The organism is Allobosea sp. GW823-FHT01F03 (assembly GCF_058798075.1).
On sequence record NZ_CM179505.1, the window covers coordinates 1,144,757 to 1,162,274 of the forward strand.

The 17,518-nt window shown below is 67.4% G+C and carries 15 protein-coding genes, 1 tRNA gene and 1 pseudogene; 11 read left to right on the top strand and 6 right to left on the bottom strand.

Annotated elements, in window-relative coordinates:
- Window positions 1–42: 42 nt before the first annotated feature.
- From alr to AC3RCC_RS05315, 6 genes and pseudogenes are all read left to right on the top strand, one after another.
- Complete coding sequence (gene alr, locus AC3RCC_RS05290) at window positions 43–1,113, top strand: alanine racemase (RefSeq protein ID WP_492258751.1); 1,071 nt, start codon at window positions 43–45, stop codon at window positions 1,111–1,113.
- Window positions 1,114–1,222: 109 nt separating this feature from the next.
- Window positions 1,223–2,365, top strand: a pseudogene (locus AC3RCC_RS05295) (DegT/DnrJ/EryC1/StrS family aminotransferase).
- A gap of 181 nt (window positions 2,366–2,546) precedes the next feature.
- On the top strand, window positions 2,547–3,788 hold the full coding sequence (locus AC3RCC_RS05300) for a cysteine desulfurase (protein ID WP_492257832.1): 1,242 nt from the start codon (window positions 2,547–2,549) through the stop codon (window positions 3,786–3,788).
- A complete protein-coding gene (gene trpB, locus AC3RCC_RS05305; protein WP_291649400.1) occupies window positions 3,785–4,993 on the top strand; it encodes a tryptophan synthase subunit beta in 1,209 nt (402 codons plus the stop codon). Before AC3RCC_RS05300 ends, trpB begins: the two co-directional genes overlap by 4 nt.
- 251 nt (window positions 4,994–5,244) lie before the next feature.
- Window positions 5,245–5,318 (top strand) — tRNA-Cys (locus AC3RCC_RS05310).
- A 67-nt stretch (window positions 5,319–5,385) separates the two neighbouring features.
- A complete protein-coding gene (locus AC3RCC_RS05315; RefSeq protein ID WP_492257833.1) occupies window positions 5,386–6,069 on the top strand; it encodes an MOSC domain-containing protein in 684 nt (227 codons plus the stop codon).
- Between the two features lie 96 nt (window positions 6,070–6,165).
- On the opposite strand, the gene AC3RCC_RS05320 is transcribed toward AC3RCC_RS05315, so the two are convergent.
- Together AC3RCC_RS05320 and AC3RCC_RS05325 are read right to left on the bottom strand one after the other, a co-directional pair.
- Window positions 6,166–7,413 carry an aspartate aminotransferase family protein gene (locus AC3RCC_RS05320; RefSeq protein WP_492257834.1) on the bottom strand — a complete coding sequence of 416 codons (1,248 nt, stop codon included), beginning with the start codon at window positions 7,411–7,413 and terminating at the stop codon, window positions 6,166–6,168.
- 243 nt (window positions 7,414–7,656) lie between these two features.
- Complete coding sequence (locus AC3RCC_RS05325) at window positions 7,657–8,208, bottom strand: redoxin domain-containing protein (RefSeq protein WP_291638125.1); 552 nt, start codon at window positions 8,206–8,208, stop codon at window positions 7,657–7,659.
- A gap of 241 nt (window positions 8,209–8,449) precedes the next feature.
- Between AC3RCC_RS05325 and AC3RCC_RS05330 the strand changes: the two genes are divergently transcribed.
- Window positions 8,450–9,103 (top strand): MarR family winged helix-turn-helix transcriptional regulator, encoded by a 654-nt coding sequence (locus AC3RCC_RS05330; RefSeq protein ID WP_492257835.1) that lies wholly within the window; start codon window positions 8,450–8,452, stop codon window positions 9,101–9,103.
- A 77-nt stretch (window positions 9,104–9,180) separates the two neighbouring features.
- Here AC3RCC_RS05330 and AC3RCC_RS05335 read toward each other — a convergent pair whose 3' ends face one another.
- A complete protein-coding gene (locus AC3RCC_RS05335) occupies window positions 9,181–9,711 on the bottom strand; it encodes a helix-turn-helix domain-containing protein (RefSeq protein ID WP_291638123.1) in 531 nt (176 codons plus the stop codon).
- 85 nt (window positions 9,712–9,796) lie between these two features.
- On the opposite strand from AC3RCC_RS05335, the gene AC3RCC_RS05340 reads away from it, so the two are divergent.
- The 4 genes from AC3RCC_RS05340 to pdxR all read left to right on the top strand — a co-directional run bounded on the left by AC3RCC_RS05340 (window position 9,797) and on the right by pdxR (window position 13,940).
- Entirely contained in the window at window positions 9,797–10,771 is a 975-nt protein-coding gene (locus AC3RCC_RS05340; protein WP_492257836.1) for a Bug family tripartite tricarboxylate transporter substrate binding protein, read from the top strand.
- Window positions 10,768–11,430 (top strand): glutathione S-transferase family protein, encoded by a 663-nt coding sequence (locus AC3RCC_RS05345; protein WP_492257837.1) that lies wholly within the window; start codon window positions 10,768–10,770, stop codon window positions 11,428–11,430. The genes AC3RCC_RS05340 and AC3RCC_RS05345 overlap by 4 nt, the downstream gene beginning before the upstream one ends.
- A gap of 2 nt (window positions 11,431–11,432) precedes the next feature.
- Window positions 11,433–12,212 (top strand): aldolase, encoded by a 780-nt coding sequence (locus AC3RCC_RS05350; protein WP_291638120.1) that lies wholly within the window; start codon window positions 11,433–11,435, stop codon window positions 12,210–12,212.
- A 288-nt stretch (window positions 12,213–12,500) separates the two neighbouring features.
- On the top strand, window positions 12,501–13,940 hold the full coding sequence (gene pdxR / locus AC3RCC_RS05355; protein WP_291649413.1) for a MocR-like pyridoxine biosynthesis transcription factor PdxR: 1,440 nt from the start codon (window positions 12,501–12,503) through the stop codon (window positions 13,938–13,940).
- A gap of 85 nt (window positions 13,941–14,025) precedes the next feature.
- Here pdxR and AC3RCC_RS05360 read toward each other — a convergent pair whose 3' ends face one another.
- The 3 genes from AC3RCC_RS05360 to AC3RCC_RS05370 all read right to left on the bottom strand — a co-directional run bounded on the left by AC3RCC_RS05360 (window position 14,026) and on the right by AC3RCC_RS05370 (window position 17,474).
- A complete protein-coding gene (locus AC3RCC_RS05360) occupies window positions 14,026–15,489 on the bottom strand; it encodes an L-lactate permease (protein WP_291638118.1) in 1,464 nt (487 codons plus the stop codon).
- A gap of 124 nt (window positions 15,490–15,613) precedes the next feature.
- Window positions 15,614–16,456, bottom strand: a complete 843-nt coding sequence (gene pdxY / locus AC3RCC_RS05365; protein ID WP_366826044.1) for a pyridoxal kinase — start codon at window positions 16,454–16,456, stop codon at window positions 15,614–15,616.
- Window positions 16,457–16,535: 79 nt separating this feature from the next.
- Window positions 16,536–17,474, bottom strand: a complete 939-nt coding sequence (locus tag AC3RCC_RS05370; protein WP_492257838.1) for a heme o synthase — start codon at window positions 17,472–17,474, stop codon at window positions 16,536–16,538.
- Window positions 17,475–17,518: the final 44 nt, after the last annotated feature.

Below are 17,518 nucleotides of genomic sequence, written 5' to 3' on the forward strand. Positions count from 1 at the left end.
GCTGCCGGCGAGCCCGGTCATCAGGCTGATGACGGCCGCGGCATGGTCCGGATCTCGCTTGCGGCGATCCGGGCCAATTATCGCGCGATCACCGATCGCATCGCGCCCGCGCGCTGCGGGGCGGTGCTCAAGGCCGATGCCTATGGGCTCGGCATCGGGCGGATCGCGCCGGCATTGTACGAGGCGGGGTGCCGCGAGTTCTTCGTCGCGGTGCTGGCCGAGGCGCTGGCGCTGAAGCTCCTGCTTCCCGGCGACGCCGTGATCCATGTGCTGAACGGCCTCATGCCGGGCCAGGAGGCCGCCTGTGCAGCGGCCGGCATCCGCCCGGTCCTCAACAGCCTCGCCCAGGCGAGGGCCTGGGCAGGCCATGGCGCCGTATCCGGGAATGGCAGCGGTGCCGTCCTGCAGCTCGACAGCGGCATGTCGCGCATGGGCCTGCCCCCGGAGGAATGGCAGGCCCTTGCGGCAGATCGCCAACTGGTCGAGCGGCTCGGCCTGGCGCTGGTCATGAGCCATCTTGCGGTGGCGGACGAGCCGGAGCATCCCGGCAATGCCCTGCAGCTGGCGGCCTTCAAGGCGGCGGCCGCGCAATTCCCGGCCATGCCGCGCTCGCTGGCGAACTCGGCGGGGATCTTCCTCAGCCCGGCCTATCATTTCGAGCTTTGCCGGCCGGGCGCCGCCCTCTACGGCCTGGTCGCGTCTCCCAGGATGCCGCGGCTCGATCCCGCGATCGCCGTATACGGGCGGATCGTGCAGCTCCGCTCGATCGCGCCCGGCACGATGGTCGGCTATGGCTGGGCCTTCCGGGCGCGCCGCGAGACCCGCGTCGCGACGGTTTCGGTGGGCTATGCCGACGGGTTTCTGCGCTTCGCCAGCGACCGCGGCGCGGTCTGGCTCGGCGTCCACCGTCTGCCCGTCATCGGGCGCGTCTCGATGGACTGCCTGACCGTCGACGCCACCGACGTACCGGCGGGCCGGATCGGACCCGGCGACTATGTCGAGATCATCGGCCCCCACCAAACGGTCGAGGGAATGGCCGGCGATGCCGGCACGATCAATTACGAGATCCTGACCAGCCTCGGATCACGCTATCGGCGGGTCCATGTCGATTAGCGGCGCGAAGGCCGAGGGCGACGCCTCGGCACACATCCCAGCCGGATCGGAGCCGCGCGCCGCGACGGCCTCGCCGACCGCCACCCCCTCAGCCACGGATCTGAACGCCATGCACGGCATTCCCCTGTTCGATGTGAAAAAGCAGCTCTCTCTGCTGCGGCCTGAGATCGACCGACGCATCGCCGATGTGATCGATTCCGGGGTGTTCATCAACGGCCCGCAGGTACGCGAATTCGAGGCCAAGCTCACGGAATTCGCCGGCTGTGCCCATGCGGTCGGGGTTTCCTCGGGGACCCATGCCCTGCAGATCGCCCTGATGGCGGAAGCGATCGGGCCGGGCGATGCGGTGTTCCTTCCGGCCTTCACCTATACCGCGACGGCGGAAGTGCCGCTCCTGCTGGGAGCGACCCCGGTCTTCGCCGATGTGGATACGGACACATTCAACCTCAGTGTCGCCGATCTCGAACGACGGATCGCGCTGGTCAAGCAGGATGGGCGTCTTCGCCCGCGCGCCGTGATCGGAGCCGACCTGTTCGGGCTCCCGGCCGACTGGCCGGCGATCGAGGCGATCTGCGCCCGCGAGGGGATGCTCGCGCTCGACGATGCCGCGCAGTCCTTCGGGGCCGAGCTCGACGGACGCAGGATCGGCCGCCATGGCCATGCGACCACCCTGTCATTCTTTCCGACCAAGACGCTCGGGGCGTTCGGCGATGCCGGCGCGCTCCTCACCGATGACGGGGCGCGGGCCGAAACCTACCGGAAGATCCGCAGTCATGGCGAGCGGGCCCGTTACGAGGTCGAGCGCATCGGGGTCAACGGGCGGATCGACACGATCCAGGCGACCATCCTCTCGGCCAAGATGGCGCTGCTCGAAGCGGAGCTCGCCGAGCGCCGGCGGATCGCCGCCGTCTACGATGCGATCCTGGAAGGCAGGGTCGGCCTGCAGCGGGCTCAGCCCGGGGCGGTGAACGCCTATGGGCTCTAAACCATCCGCCTGCCCGATATCGCGGTCCGTGCCACTGTCCAGGCGGCGCTGTCGGCGCAGGGCATCGGGTTCGGCGTCTATTATCCGAAGCCGATGCACCACCAACTGGCCTATGCCCGGATCCATCAGGACGCGATCAGCGGCGGCCCGCCGGCCCTGCCCAACAGCGAGGCCCTGTGCAGCCAGGTCCTGTCCTTGCCGATGAACCCCTATATGAGCGAGGGCGATGCGGAGCGGGTGGCCGCGATCGTCGGCGCCGCCGCATGATGCCGCGCCAGCCATCCCGGCGCCGATCAGGGGTACGGGGAGCGGCCTAGCGGTTTTCGCAAAACCGGTTCTCCGTCCGGGGCCACGGGGCTCCTAACCTCCTCGCAACCTCGCGCCGCCGTCCGCCGGGGCGAGCGCTTCCTCGTCGATCCCTTGGCGCGAAGACAGGTCCCGCGAAGCGATGAACCAGCCGACCCCATCCTATGACGTCGCGGCCGTGCGGGCCGATTTCCCGATCCTTGCCCGGCAGGTCTATGGGCGCCCGCTCGTCTATCTGGACACGGCCGCCTCGGCGCAAAAGCCGCGCGAGGTGACGCAGGCGATGCTCGCCCTGATCGAGAACGACTACGCCAATGTCCATCGCGGCCTGCATTTCCTGGCCAATCGCGCGACCGAGGTCTACGAGGGCGCCCGCGAAACCGCGCGGCGCTTCATCAACGCGTCGTCCGCGCAGGAGGTGATCTTCACCCGCTCCGTCACCGGAGCGCTCAATCTCGTCGCCTCCTCGCTGGGGCGCCATCTCGAGATCGGCGCGGGCGACGAGATCGTGCTCTCCGAGATGGAGCATCATTCCAATATCGTGCCCTGGCATTTCTGGCGCGAGCGTCATGGCGCCGTGATCCGCTGGGCCCCGGTCGACGAGGCCGGCGCACTCGACGTCGAAGCGCTGGAAGAGCTGCTGTCGTCGCGTACGAAGCTGGTCTCGCTCACCCATATGTCGAATGTGCTCGGTACGGTCGCGCCGATCCGGCGCATCGCGGAGCTCTGCCGCGCCCGTAGTATTCCGCTCGTCGTCGACGGCGCCCAGGGAGCGGTTCACCTGCCGCTCGACGTGCAGGCGCTCGGCGCCGACTTCTACTGCTTCACCGGCCACAAGATCTACGGGCCGACCGGCATCGGCGTGCTCTATGGACGGATGGAATGGCTCGAGCGGCTGCCGCCCTTCGAGGGCGGCGGCGAGATGGTCGAGACCGTCACCAAGGAGATGGTGACCTACAATCATCCGCCGCATCGCTTCGAGGCGGGCACGCCGCCGATCATCGAGGCGGCCGGGCTCGCGGCGGCGCTCGACTATGTCGAGCGGCTTGGGCGCGAGGCCATTCACGCCCATGAGGCGACATTGACGGACTATGCCCAGGCCCGGCTGGAGGCGTTCGGCGGTGTTGCCTTCTACGGTCGTGCCGCCGGGAAGGGCTCGATCGTCGCCTTCAATCTCGAGGGCGCGCATGCGCATGACGTCGCGACGATCCTCGACCGGGCGGGCGTCGCGGTGCGCGCCGGAACCCATTGCGCCTCGCCGCTCCTCGCCAGGTTCGGGGCGACCTCGTCCTGCCGTGCCTCATTCGGGCTCTACAGCACCAAAGACGAGGTCGACGCCCTGATCGAGGCGCTGGCGACGGCCCGGCGGCTTCTGCTGCAATGAACGCGGCAGGGCTGAACTCGCTGCGCAACGGGCCCGACGAGAACGGGCGCTTCGGGATCTATGGCGGGCGCTTCGTCTCCGAGACGCTGATGCCGCTGATCCACACCCTCCAGGACGCCTATGAGCAGGCGCGCGGCGATGCGGACTTCCTGGCCGAGATGCAGGGGCACCTCAAGAGCTTCGTCGGCCGGCCCTCGCCGCTCTACCATGCCGAGAATCTGAGCGCGCATCTCGGCGGCGCCCGGATCTATTTCAAGCGCGAGGACCTGAATCATACCGGGGCGCACAAGGTCAACAATGTGCTCGGGCAGATCATGCTGGCCCGGCGCATGGGCAAAAGACGCATCATTGCCGAGACCGGGGCGGGGATGCATGGCGTCGCTGCGGCGACGCTCTGTGCCCGGTTCGGGCTCGACTGCGTGGTCTATATGGGCGCGGTCGATGTCGGGCGCCAGGAAGCGAATGTCGCCCGGATGCGCATGCTCGGCGCGGAGATTCGCCCGGTTCAATCGGGTTCGGCGACGCTCAAGGATGCGATGAACGAAGCCCTGCGCGACTGGGTGACGAATGTCGGCGACACCTTCTACTGCATCGGCACGGTGGCCGGACCGCACCCCTATCCGATGATGGTCCGTGACTTCCAGTCGGTCATCGGCGAGGAGACGCGCCGGCAGGTGATCGAGCGCGAAGGCCGCCTGCCGGACGCGCTGCTCGCCTGCATCGGCGGCGGTTCGAACGCGATGGGGCTGTTCCATCCCTTCCTGGACGATGTCGCAGTCGAGATCTTCGGGGTCGAGGCGGCCGGGCTCGGACTCGACCGGGCCCATGCCGCCGCCATCGCCGGCGGGCGCCCCGGCGTGCTGCATGGCAATCGCACCTATCTGCTGATGGATGAGGATGGCCAGATCCAGGACGCCCATTCGCTTTCGGCGGGGCTGGATTATCCGGGCATCGGCCCCGAGCATGCCTGGCTGCACGATATCGGCCGGATCACCTATCTCGCGGCCAGCGATGAGGAAGCGGTCGAAGCCTTCGAGCTGTGTTCGCGACTCGAGGGCATCATCCCGGCGCTGGAGGCCGCGCACGCGCTGGCGCGCCTGCCGGAGATCGCGGGATCGCGGCCGAAAGACCAGATCGTCGTCCTGGGTCTGTCCGGCCGGGGCGACAAGGATCTGCCGACGGTCCTGTCCCGCCGGAAATCGTAGAGCGGGACCTCTGAACGCACCCGCCGGCCAGGAAATTCGATCATAGCCGCAACAGGCCTGCTGCAAGGCATAACGACCGTGCTAGGCTGCATGCAGCGGTCGGCTGCCGGTCTCGTTACGGGAGTCGGGCGGGCTGCGAGAAGGGCCGGACCGGCCATGGTGGCGCAAGTGTTCCGGCCTGCCTGAAAACCTCGATCCGGCTGGTAACAGGAGCCGGCTCGGCTGCTATTCAGGATCTGGCAATGCCTCCCGGCCGGGTGGCGGAGTGGCGACGCGGCGGACTGCATATCCGCAAACCCTGGTTCAAATCCAGGCCCGGCCTCCATCAATCAACCCCGGAAGCGCTGGGTGGAACGCCTGCGTTCCGCCCCTCTTCATTCAATGGGATTGCGATGCTCCTGATCGACGATGTCCTGGCAGGTCCGGTTGCGCCGCTGGGGCCGCAAGGGAAACCAAGCGGTATCGACAAGACGCCGGTCAGCGGCAAGATCCATGTCGGCATAGAGGGGCTCGTCAATGACGAGCAGGGCGACCGCAAACATCATGGCGGGCCTGAAAAGGCACTGCATCACTATGCTTTCGAGCACTACGCCACCTGGCGGAGGGAGATCGGTCCGAAACGCGTCCTGGCCGCTCCCGGTGCTTTCGGCGAGAATCTCACGACCAGAGGGCTGACCGAGGACATGGTCGCGGTCGGCGATACCTTCCGGCTGGGGAAGATCGTCATCCAGGTCAGCCAGGGCCGCCAGCCCTGCTGGAAGCTGAACGCCAGGTTCGAGGTTCCGGACATGGCGGTGCGCGTCCAGCGTACCGGATTGACCGGCTGGTACTATCGGGTGATCGAAACCGGTCATATCGAGAAGGGCGACGAGCTTCGCCTCATCGACAGGCTCTCGCCGGACTGGACGCTGCGCAGGATCTGGCGAACCCTCTATGTCGACACCATGAATATCGACGAGCTCGCGGCAATGTCCGAGCTCGCGCATCTCCCCGAAGGCTGGCGCGGCTACGCCAAAAGGCGACTGGCAACCCGGCAGGTCGAGGATTGGTCGCGCCGTTTGACGGGCGCGTCCTGAAGACGCGTTTCGGAAAGTGGTCCGGGACTGATCATTGGCTGAGTTGTCAGCACGCCAGCTGCCGGCCGGCCGAATGGCCGGCCGGGCTTCAGAACTTCAAGGGCGCAGACCGAGCGTGGCCGAAGACGGCGCAGCCGCCGGCTTGCCGGGCCTGGACTGGCGGGAACCGGATTTGGCGCGCAGTGCCGTGCAGGCGGCCTGGATGCGGCGGGCCGCTTCCTTGATCTCACGCGGGCGGACTGTCAGTGGCGGCGCAAACCGGACCACACCGTCGCGTGCGGGAACCGACAGCATCCGCTCGGCATGCAAGGCGTGCACGAGTTCGAGCGGATCGCCATGCAAGCGCAATCCCTGCAGGAGTCCGGCGCCGCGCACATCGCAGATCAACTCGCCGTGCTGCCGCTGGATCCCAACCAGGAGTTCGCGGAACAGCTCGGCCATCTCCAGGACATGCTCGAAGAACCCATCGTCGAGAACGATGTCCAGCACGGCGTTGCCGACGGCCATGGCTAGCGGGTTGCCGCCGAAGGTCGTGCCATGCGATCCCGGCAGCATGCCTTTGGCCGCCTCGCGCGTGGCCAGGCAAGCGCCCATCGGGAAGCCGCCACCGATCCCCTTGGCCAGTGTGACGATGTCGGGCTTTATGCCGCTCCATTCATGAGCGAAGAGCTTGCCGGTTCGGCCGACGCCGGATTGGACCTCGTCCAGGATGAGCAACAGGCCGCGTTCGTCGCAGATCTGGCGCAGCCGGATCAAGATCTCCGGTTCGACCGTGCGCAAGCCGCCTTCGCCCTGCACGGGCTCGAGCATGATCGCCGCGGTCTGCGCCGACAGCAGCGCGTCGAGCCCCTGCCAGTCGCCCAGCACGGCCTGATCGAAGCCGTCGACCTTGGGGCCGAAACCCTCAAGATATTTCGCATAGCCGGTGGCGGCGATCATCGCCAGCGAGCGGCCATGAAAGGCGCCGTCGAAGGTCACGACGCGGTAGCGCTCGGGCCGGCCTGTCGCCGAATGATGTTTCCGGGCCATCTTGACCGCGGCCTCATTGGCCTCGCCGCCGGAGTTGGCGAAGAAGACGACATCCGCGAAGCTCGCCTCGGTCAGCCGCTGCGCCAGCCTTTCGGCCTCGGGCACCCGGACCAGGTTCGAGGTATGCCAGAGCTTGCCGGCCTGGGTCTTGAGCGCCCTGATCAGGCGCGGATGGCCGTGACCGAGCGCATTGACGGCGATGCCGGAGGCGAAGTCGAGATAGCGCTCGCCGCTCTGCGAATAGAGCCAGCTTCCCCGGCCGAATTCGAAGGCGAGTTCAAAGGGCGAGGCGACGGGCAGCAGAGGACGGGTCATCCAAGGCGCCTCGCATGGGAGGATTGGTCGAATCCGGGGCATGGCCCGCTAGCAGGTTTCAGATGGCGCAAGAGCGAGCCCTCCGGCAAAGCAGCGTCTGGAAGGCCGCTGATATCGGCCCCGAGGCCCAGCCGGCAGGTCCGGGTCGTGGAACTGCGATAGGCCGGCAGGATCGCTGCGACAGAATGGACGCAGATTCTCTGCCGCCTGGGCAGGCTGTCGCGCGGCTGGCTTGCGCCCCGGTCAGCGGGGGCTGCAGGCGGTCTCGGAGCAGCCGTCCTTCTCGGCGCCGTTCGGATCCGCGACGAGCGAGGTCTCCGGGGTCTCGCCGATCAGGGCTGCGATTTCGGCGCCGAGCTGCAGATCGGGCAAATGGCCGAAGACCTGGCGGCGCAAGCGGCCGGCCCTGTCGATGAGAAGCAGCGTCGGGGTGCCCTGCATCCGGTAGCGCTGCATGGTGATGGGCAGGGGATCGTCCGGTCCCGTCGCGCGGTCGACGCCGACAGGGTAGGCGACCCGGTATTCATGGAGAAAGGCTTCGAGCGAAACCGGCCGCATCGCCGCGTGATGCTCGAAGACCGTGTGGAGACCGATCACCTGCACATGCTTGTTAGGGAAGATCCGGTGGACCTGCGCCAATTGCGGCAGAAGATGCGAGACGCAGCCGGGGCAGAGCATCTGAAAGGCGCCGGCGACGACGACCCTGCCGCGAAGGGATGCAAGATCGACCGAGCGCGGCGTGTTGAACCAGCGCTCGATCTCCCAGTCCGGCGCAACCTGCGATTGGGGGCTCATGGGGTCTCCTATATCGGTCTCGCCTGGGTGGGAGGTCGGGCCGTCACTGCGCCCGGGGCGTGCAGGCTGAGATCAGCCGCTGTCGACGTTGCAGGCGTGGGAGGCGCAAGGTCGCGGCGAATGGAAGCCGATGCCGTTCATGGGGCTCTCCCGCTCATGCCCGGTGATAGATCGACATGAAATATTAGGAGTGCTAATTCTATCGATTGCGCCCGTCAATGATAAGTTAGGAGTCCGAATCTTGGCCGCGATTTTCGATGCGATAAGCGAGCCGATCGCGCGGCGGGTGACGGCTGGGCTGGCGAAGATCGGCGGGGTCTTGCGCAGCCACGCCTGGAAAGGCGCGGGGGCGGCAGGGGTGACGCCAACCCAGGGCCAGGCGCTCGGCCTGCTGCGGGAAGCGCCCGATGGCATGCGGCTGGCGGAGCTCGCCGGCATGCTCGGCATCTCCGCGCCGACCGCCAGCGAAGCCGTCACCTCCCTGGTCCAGAAGGGGCTCGCGGTGAAGGCTCCGGGGCCGGACAGGCGCTCGATCGCGCTGCTTCTGACCGCGGCCGGGGAGGACCTTGCCGATCGCACACGCGACTGGCCGGATTTCCTGGCGCAGGCGGTCGACACGCTCGAACCGCGGGAGCAGGCGGACCTGCTGCGCTGCCTGGTCAAGGTCATCCGGGCATTGCAGCTTCATGGCGACGTGCCGCAGCAGCGGATGTGCGTCACCTGCCGCTATTTCCATCCCTTCGCCCATGCCGACGGGGCCGCTCCCCATCACTGTGCCTATGTCGATGCGCCCTTCGGCGATCGCCATCTGCGGCTCGCCTGCGCCGAGCACGAGGAGGCGCCGGCCGATGCGCAGGCCTCGCTTTGGCAGCGCTTCGCGGGCAAGGCCGCTTAGCGGCAGCCGGCGCAAGGCAGAACGGGCCATCGTCGCTCGGCGCCGGGCGTCGAGACCAAGCGCCAAGAGTCTTCCGGTTACTCGATCCGGATGACGATCAGAACCTCGGCCTCCTCGCCGCTGAGCGATGTCAGCTTGTGTGGCATGGCGCCGTTGAACTGTACGCAATCGCCGGGCTCCAGTTCCTCGCTGCGGCTCGGTAGCTGCAAGCCGACGCGGCCCTTCAGCACGTAGAGCAACTCGTCGCCCTCGTGCTGGCTCATCGGGTGATTGGGCTCCTCGGACAAGCCCGGCCGGACGACGAAGGCGATCATCTTATGGCCGCCGCGGGTGCTGGCGATCAAACGCGGCGCGCCCATCATGTCCGCCAGCGGGCTCGCGGCCTCGCTCCGCGTGATCACGATGGCTTCCTCGGTCTTGGCGTCGCCGAAGAGATCCTCGACCGGGACGTTGAGGATTTTTGCGAGCTTGAGCGCCGAGCCGACCGAGGGCTTCACCAGACCGCGTTCGAGTTTCGAGAGATAGCCGCGCGTGACGCCCGCGGCCTGGGCCACCTCTTCGAGGGTGAGATTTGCCCGCAGCCGGAGCAACTTGAAGCTTAGTGACATTGTTGCCTACAAGAAACTTGTTGACTAAGACGCCGTAACGGCATCTGGTCCTCCTCGCTAAAACCAAAAGACCGGGGGGTCCATCATGCTCAATCGCCGAATCTTGACATTTTCGGCCGCGATGCTCGCGGCCGGCTGGCCGCGCCAGGTTCTTGCGCAGTCCGATTATCCGACGCGTCCAATCAAGCTCATCGTCCCGTTCGGCGGCGGCGGCATCACCGACGTCGTTGCGAGGCTGGTCGCCCAAGGCCTCACCGAGCGGCTCGGACAATCCGTCGTCGTCGAAAACCGTCCGGGCGCCGGCGGAAGCATCGGCGCTCAGGTCGTCGCGAGCGCCGAAGCTGACGGCTACACGCTGCTGCTCGGTACGGTCGGAACCCAGGTCGTCAACAGGATGGTCTATCCGAAGCTGTCCTATGATCCCGCCGCTTTCGTTCCGGTGTCACTGGTCAGCAATTCTCCCTATGTGCTCGCGGTCGCGCAGTCGCTCAAGCTCGACAGCCTGCCCGCGCTGATCGCGGAGGCGAAAAGCAAGCCCGGCAAGCTGAATTTCGGTTCGGCAGGACATGGCACTTCGCCGCATCTCGGGCTCGAGCTGCTGAAGCTCCTGGCCGGGCTGGATATCGTCCATGTGCCGTTCAAGAGCGGTGGCGATGCGGTCAACAGCGCCCTGAGCGGGCAGATCGACATCGTGTTCGACGCCATTCCGGTGGTCATGCCGCAGGTCGCGAATGGCGCCCTGAGGGCGATCGCGATCGCCCAGCCCAAGAGAAATCCATCCGCAGCCTCCGTGCCGACCACCGCCGAGCAGGGGCTCGAGGGCCTGCAGATCGGCTCCTGGAATGCGCTGCTCGCACCGGCAGGCACCCCTCCGGCGCGTGTCGTGAAGGTGGCCGACGCACTCGGGCATGTGCTCGCCGATCCGGCCATCGCCGAAAGGCTGCGCGCCCTCGGCATCGAGCCGATGCCGCTCGGCGTCGAGGCCTATCGGGAGCATGTCGCGGCCGAGACCGAGCGTTGGTCGAAGGTCACTGCCGCAGCCAGGATCAGCCTCAAATGAATGCGCCCATCATACGCCTCTACGATACACAGCGCTCGGGCAATGCCTGGAAGATCAGGATCATGGCCGGCCTGCTGGGGCAGCCGCTGGAGCGGCGTACGCTCTCGATCGACCGCGGCGATCTCAGGACGCCGGCTTTCGCGAAGCTGAACCGGTTTCGCCAGGTCCCGCTCCTCGAGCTCCCGGACGGGAGCACCATCCCGGAATCGATGGCGATCCTGTTCTTCCTGTCCGCCGGCACGCCCTGGTGGCCTGCCGACCGGCTGGCGCAGGCCGAGGTGATGAGCTGGCTGTCCTTCGAGCAAAGCCGGCACATGCCGCCATTGGCCCAGCTGCGGCTGCATCTGGCGATCCACCCGGGCTGGCCGCTGGCCGCCGAGCAGCGCGCCAGTTGGCAGAGACAGGCCGAAGAGGCGCTCTCGATCCTGAATGCACGACTTCTGGAAGGCGGAGGCGAGGGCTGGGTCGCCGGCGCCGGCCAGCCCAGCATCGCCGATGTCGCGCTCTATCCCTATAGCCGGCTGGCGCGCATGGCGGGCCTGGATCTCGCGCGTTTCGAGGCGGTGTCCGACTGGATCGGGCGCTTCGAGGCCCTGCCCGGCTATCAGCCCCTCTTTCCGGGACGCCCGGAACTCAACGAGCATGCGGAGGAAATTTGACCATGCAGACCGAAGACAGTTTCACGCTCGACAAGGCCAGCCTGATGGAGCGCTCGCAGGAGGCGATGCGGTCCCATCTCGACGAGGGGAACTATTCCCTGCGCGAGAAGATCGCGCTGACCTGCCGTATCCTCTTCCATAACGGTCACGATTCCGGACTCGCCGGCCAGATCACCGCCAGGCAGGCACCGGGTACTTATCTCACGCAGCGGCTCGGCCTCGGCTTCGATGAAATCACGCCGGCCAACCTTCTCGTTGTCGACGAGCATTTGAAGGTGGTCGAAGGCGAGGGGATGCCCAACCCCGCCAACCGCTTCCATTCCTGGGTCTACCGGGCCCGGCCGGATGTGAACTGCATCGTGCACAGCCACGCTTTCCATACGGCCTCGCTGAGCATGCTGGAGACGCCGCTCGAGGTCTCTCACATGGACAACTGCATCCTCTACGACGATGTCGCCTTCGTGCCGAAATGGCCGGGCGTGCCGGTCGGCAATGATGAGGGCGAACTGATTTCCGGAGCGCTCGGCGACAAGCGCTCGCTCCTCCTCGCCCATCACGGCCTGCTGGTGGCTGGACGGACGGTCGAGGAAGCCTGCGTGATCGCGCTTGCCTTCGAGCGGGCGGCCAAAATGCAGCTGGCTGCGATGGCGGCCGGTGCGATCCAGCCGATCAACCCGGCGCTGGCGACCGAGGCACGCGACTGGATCAATACGCCCAAGCGCAACAGCGTGGCGTTCGCCTATTACGCGCGCCGGACCATCAAGGCGCATGGCGGCTTCTAGCCGCCGGCGCGGTCGGCCGGCATCCCTCGCCCTGCGCTCATGAGGGCGACGGCCCGGCGGATCGCCGCCGCCGGGCTGTGAGGCGCGTCGTGAAATCCTCGATGGCAGAGCAGATGGCCCCGTCCGGCGGCGTTTCGCTGCCGCTGGTGGTGGGCCGGAAGCGTGCAATTCGATCGCGATCCGGCCCAGCCAAATTAGATCATCATGGCTCATTGCATCATCCGGCTGCGATGTGGCAGCGAAACGAAGCCAGGCGCATCGGGTGATGTGGGCATTGTGGTGTGATCTATGGGAAAAGGAACGACACTCGCGGTCGAGGTGAGGCCCGAGGGACGCGAGCCGATCTTCCTGGCGCTCGCCCGCGCCATTATCGAGGAAATCGATCGCGGCCGGCTCAAGCCGGGGAGTCCGCTCCCGGGAACGCGGGCGCTGGCACGGGCGCTCCAGCTCAACCGCAACACCGTCGATGCCGCCTATCATGAGCTGACCATGCAGGGCTGGCTCGCGACCGAGCCGTCGCGCGGGACCTTCGTCGCGACCGATCTTCCTGACGGTATTCGCGCGCCGCCGCCCGCTCGCCGCGTTCCGGTACCGGAGCCGGCGGCGCCCCGCCCGGCCGGACGTCCGATGCTCAAGCTCTCGGACGGCTATCCCGATGTCCGCCTGCTTCCGACGACGGCCTTCGCGCAGGCGTTCCGGCGGGCCTTGATGAGCCACGCCTTCGCCTCAGGCGGGTCTTACGGCGATCCGCGCGGCAGCGGGATGCTGCGCGAGGCGCTGTCGGCCTATCTTCGCGACGAGCGCGGGCTGGCGAGCTCGGCCGACGACATCCTCGTTGCCAGGGGCAGCCAGATGGCGTTGTTCCTCGCGGCATCCGCGGTCGCCGAACCCGGCACCGCGATCGCCGTCGAGCGGCCGGGCTATCCGCTGGCCTGGTCGGCCTTCCGCGCCGCCGGCATTTCGGTGATCGGCGTCCCCGTCGATGGCGGCGGCATCGATGTCGAGGCACTCGAGAGGCTGGCGAACGGCAATCGCAATCTGCGCGCGGTCTATGTCACACCGCATCATCAGTACCCGACCACGGTGACGCTGGGCGCCGCCCGGCGCCTGCGCCTGCTGGAGATCGCACGGCAATATTCCCTGGTCGTGATCGAGGACGACTACGACAACGAGTATCGCTTCGACGGCCGGCCGATCCTCCCCCTCGCGGCGCGCGCCAGCGATGAGCTGCCGATCATCTATCTGGGTTCGCTCTCCAAGCTGCTGGCGCCGGGTATCCGCGTCGGCTATGCGGTCGCACCGCCGAAACTGCTCCGGCCGATGGCGGATCGCCGGGTTTCGCTCGACCGTCAGGGCGATCTCGCACTCGAAAACGCGCTCGCCGACCTGCTGGCGGATGGCACCATCAAGCGGCATGCGCGCAAGGCCCGCCGCATCTATCACGGTCGTCGCGACCATCTGGCGGGATTGCTGGCGGAGCGATTCTCGCAGGTCGCCGAGTTCTCGCTGCCGGCTGGCGGTTTGGCGATCTGGCTGCGCTTGCTGGGAGGGATCAGCGCCGAGACCTGGGCGACGAACGCCGCGCGGCTCGGCCTTTCCGTTCTCCCCGGGCTGAACTTCGAGCTCGAGACGGCCAGGCCCCCGGAGGCTTTCCGGCTCGGTTTCGCGAGCCTGGACGAGCGCGAACAGATGCGCGCGATCGATATCCTCGCCCGGTCCATGCCCTGAGCATTTTCGAGCGAAGCGGACACCGGTTCGCATGAAGAAAATGCGATGAAATACCCCAGCTGGGCGCCCGGCTGCGCCGCGGCGCTCAGACCAGTCGCAGCGCGATCAGTACGGAGGCCGGCAGGAGGACGCCGATGACGACCAGCGCAAAGGGGGTCATGGCGCGATAGGCCTCCCTTTCATGGCCGGGGGTGCCGGCCAGGCCGCAGACGATCGACATGCGCACTGGCGAGACCATGTTGAGCGACAGGGCGGCGCTATGCTGGAGCGCAGCGACCGCGGCCGTATTGAGCGCCGCTTCCTGCGCCAGGCTCACCTGCGACACCATGAAGAGGCCGTTTGCGGCATTGCCGCTGTTGGCGAGCGCCCCGAAAACGGCCGAGATCTGTGGCGTCAGGATCAGCGCCCAGCGTCCGAACAGGTGATAGAGGCCTTCCGCCAGACCGCTGGCGATCCGGGACTCCGACAGGATCTCGGCCATCATCGAGAAGGCGATGACGGAGAGGACCGCGAGCCGTCCGGTGGTCCAGGCGGCCTGCGCCTCCTTGGCCAAGGCGCCGGCCTGCCCGCGCAGCAGTCCGGTCAGGACGGCAGCAACCACAAGCCACGTCCCGGCATGGAAGAGCGGCGACCAGGACGGCGTGCCGACGAAAGGCGAGAGCCGCAGGCTGTCTTCGAGCAGCCGGTGCAGCGGCGGCGCCAGCCTGGTGATCACCAGCCAGCCGATCAGCAACACGAAGGGCAGGACCTTGCGGAAGACTTCGGCCAAGCGACGCCGGTCCGGCCGCTCATCGATCAGGTAGCGCAGCGCGATGATCGGCCCATAGGCGCCGAGCATCGCGGTCTCGGGGCCGATCAGCGCCGTCGCGCCGATCAGGAGCGCGACGCTGCCTGCAAGCCAGAGCGCCTCGCTCCGCTTCTCGCTGGCCTCCGCTGCGATGCCGGCCTGGGCGGCGAGGCGCCAATAGAGCGGCAGCCAGAAAAGGTTGAAGGCGACGAGGAACAGGCTGCAATGGACCGCGAGCGTGGTTGGGTCGGTCCGCGCATAGGCTGCGGCGATGATGGCGCCGCTGCCCATGCCGCCCCAGAGGATCATGGTCTGGCTGATCAGCGAGAAGCAGACCAGATGGATCGGCGAAAGCCCGAGACGACGGATCAGCAGCAGAGTTCCGATGATGCCGATCCCGAAGCCGGTCGCGGATTCGGCGAAGGGGCCGATCAGGAAGCAGGCCCTGAACAGCAATCGGCGTTGGCCAGTGTCGCTGCCGATCCGCGCTTCCTCCGTGACGACGCTGTCGCCCGGACGCATCGCCATCTGCCAGAACAGCAGGCCTCCCAGAATATAGGGAACCACGACCCAGCCTATCCAGGCGCCGCGGAGCATGGCGATGCCGGCCTGCGCTGCTTTGAAGTCGACCGGCGCGGTGGTGAGCGCGACGATCAGGGCAAGCGCGATGCCGATCACCGAGGCCGCGAGCGTGCCGACCCGGCCGCTGGCGATTGCGCCGATCACCGCCAGGGCCGGCAAGGTCCAGATCAGATAGGTCAATTCGCGTCCGCCTCCAGCGGGCCGTTCTCGCCAGCGGCGGAGCTCGCCGATGTCTTCGCCCCGATCGCACCTGGCAAGGTCGAGCCGCCGCCGGCGTCCGGAAATGCCCGATCCTGCATACCCGCTATGAAGCGGCCGCTTCGGCGGGCTCCGGAAGCGGCCGATCGGCAAAGCGGAAGCCGGTGATCGCCATTTCGGCCGTGGCGCAGGCCTGGGTGCGCTCAAGCACCGAGAAGACCTCCATCGTGGCGCCCTCGGCAGCGCGCAACAAGGCCTCACCGGCGCAGAGGCGGGCGGTCAGCAGTGCGGTGAACAGATCGCCCGTGCCGCAGGGGCGGATCGGCAGGCGTCGCACCGCGGTGCGCGACATGCCCGTCGGCGACCAGGCCACGGTTTCGACCGAGCCGGAAGCAGTATCGTTGAGCACGCAGCCGGTGACGACGGCCGCCTGGGTGCCATTCCGGCAAAGCGTCGCCATGGCGTCGGCGATGCCGTCCATCGAGCGGGCCTCGGTGCCGGCGAGCAATTCGAGCTCGTATCGGTTGGGCGTGATCAGCGAGGCCAGCGGGACGAGGCGCTCGCGGAAGATCTCGACCAGGCCCTCCGCAACGAACACGCCGAGATCGTCGTCGCCCATCACGGGATCGCAGATATGCAGCAGCCCGGGGGCGCGCTGCCGGGCACGGGCGATGAAATCGGCGATGATTTCGGCATTCGCGACGGAGCCGAGATAGCCGGTGATGATCGCCGCCGCGCTGTCGAGCAGGCCTCGTTCCTCGACGCCGCGCAGGAGACCGGCGACGAGCTCCGGGCCGAGGATCTGGCCGTGCATGGTCGGGTAATGCGGATGGTTCGAGAACAGGGCGGTGGGAACGGCGGCGACCGAGAGGCCTTTCGCCTGCATCGGAAAGACGGCCGCGCTGTTGCCGACATGGCCGTGCACGACCTGACTCTGGATTGAGATCACCTGCAAGATTGCTTCCTTTCTCGCGCCATGCCGCAGTGATCGGCGTGAAAATTTGCTGTCGGACGGCACCTGCCTTTCGCTAGCGCAGGCCAGCGACGGTGCTTTCGACAAGCAATGTCGCGAAGAGCGCGAAGAGATAGAGGATCGACACCGCGAAGAGCCGGCCGGCGGCGCGATCGGCGCGCCGGCGCTCGACGTCGTCGCGCAAGGCCAGCGCGCAGAGCAGCATCGCCGCGCCGCCGATGCCGGCGACGGCAAGGTAGGCGATGCCGCCGAAGCCGAGGAGATATGGGCTCGAGGAAACGCCGACGAGGATCAGGGTGTAGGCGAGGATCTGCCGATGCGTCGACTTCGTGCCCGCGACGTTCGGCATCATCGGAATGCCGGCACGCGCGTAATCATCGGCCTTGATCAGCGCCAGGGCCCAGAAATGCGGCGGCGTCCAGAAGAAGATGATGGCGAACAGACTGATCCCGATCAGGTCGATCTGGCCGGTCATGGCGACCTGGCCGATCATCGGGGGCAGGGCGCCTGCCGCGCCGCCGATGACGATGTTCTGCGGTGTCGAGCGCTTCAGCCAGAGCGTGTAGATCACGCCGTAGAAGAGAATGGTGAAGGCCAGGAGCAGCGCCGCGAGCCAGTTCGCGACCAGGCCGAGAACCATGACGGAGCCGGTGGCGAGGGTGATCGCGAAGCCCAGCGCCTCGTCGCGCGTCACCCGCCCGGCCGGGATCGGGCGCTGGCGGGTCCGGCTCATCAGAGGGTCGAGATCGGCATCGCCGACCATGTTGAGCGCGCCCGAGGCTCCGGCGCCGACCGCGATCGCCAGGAGGGAACACAATGCGACCAGCACGGGCTGGCCCTGGCGCGCCAATATCATGCCCACCAGCGCGGTGAAGATCACGAGCGACATCAGTCGTGGCTTCATCAGGTCGAAATAATCGCCGGGAAGCGCCATGGAGGGCACCGGGATCGGCCGCGCCGGGGCGGGCAATTGGCGAAGATTCTTCGTGATCATGGTCTTTTCCGGGAGCATGTGCGCCGCTGCGCCGGGACGCAGCG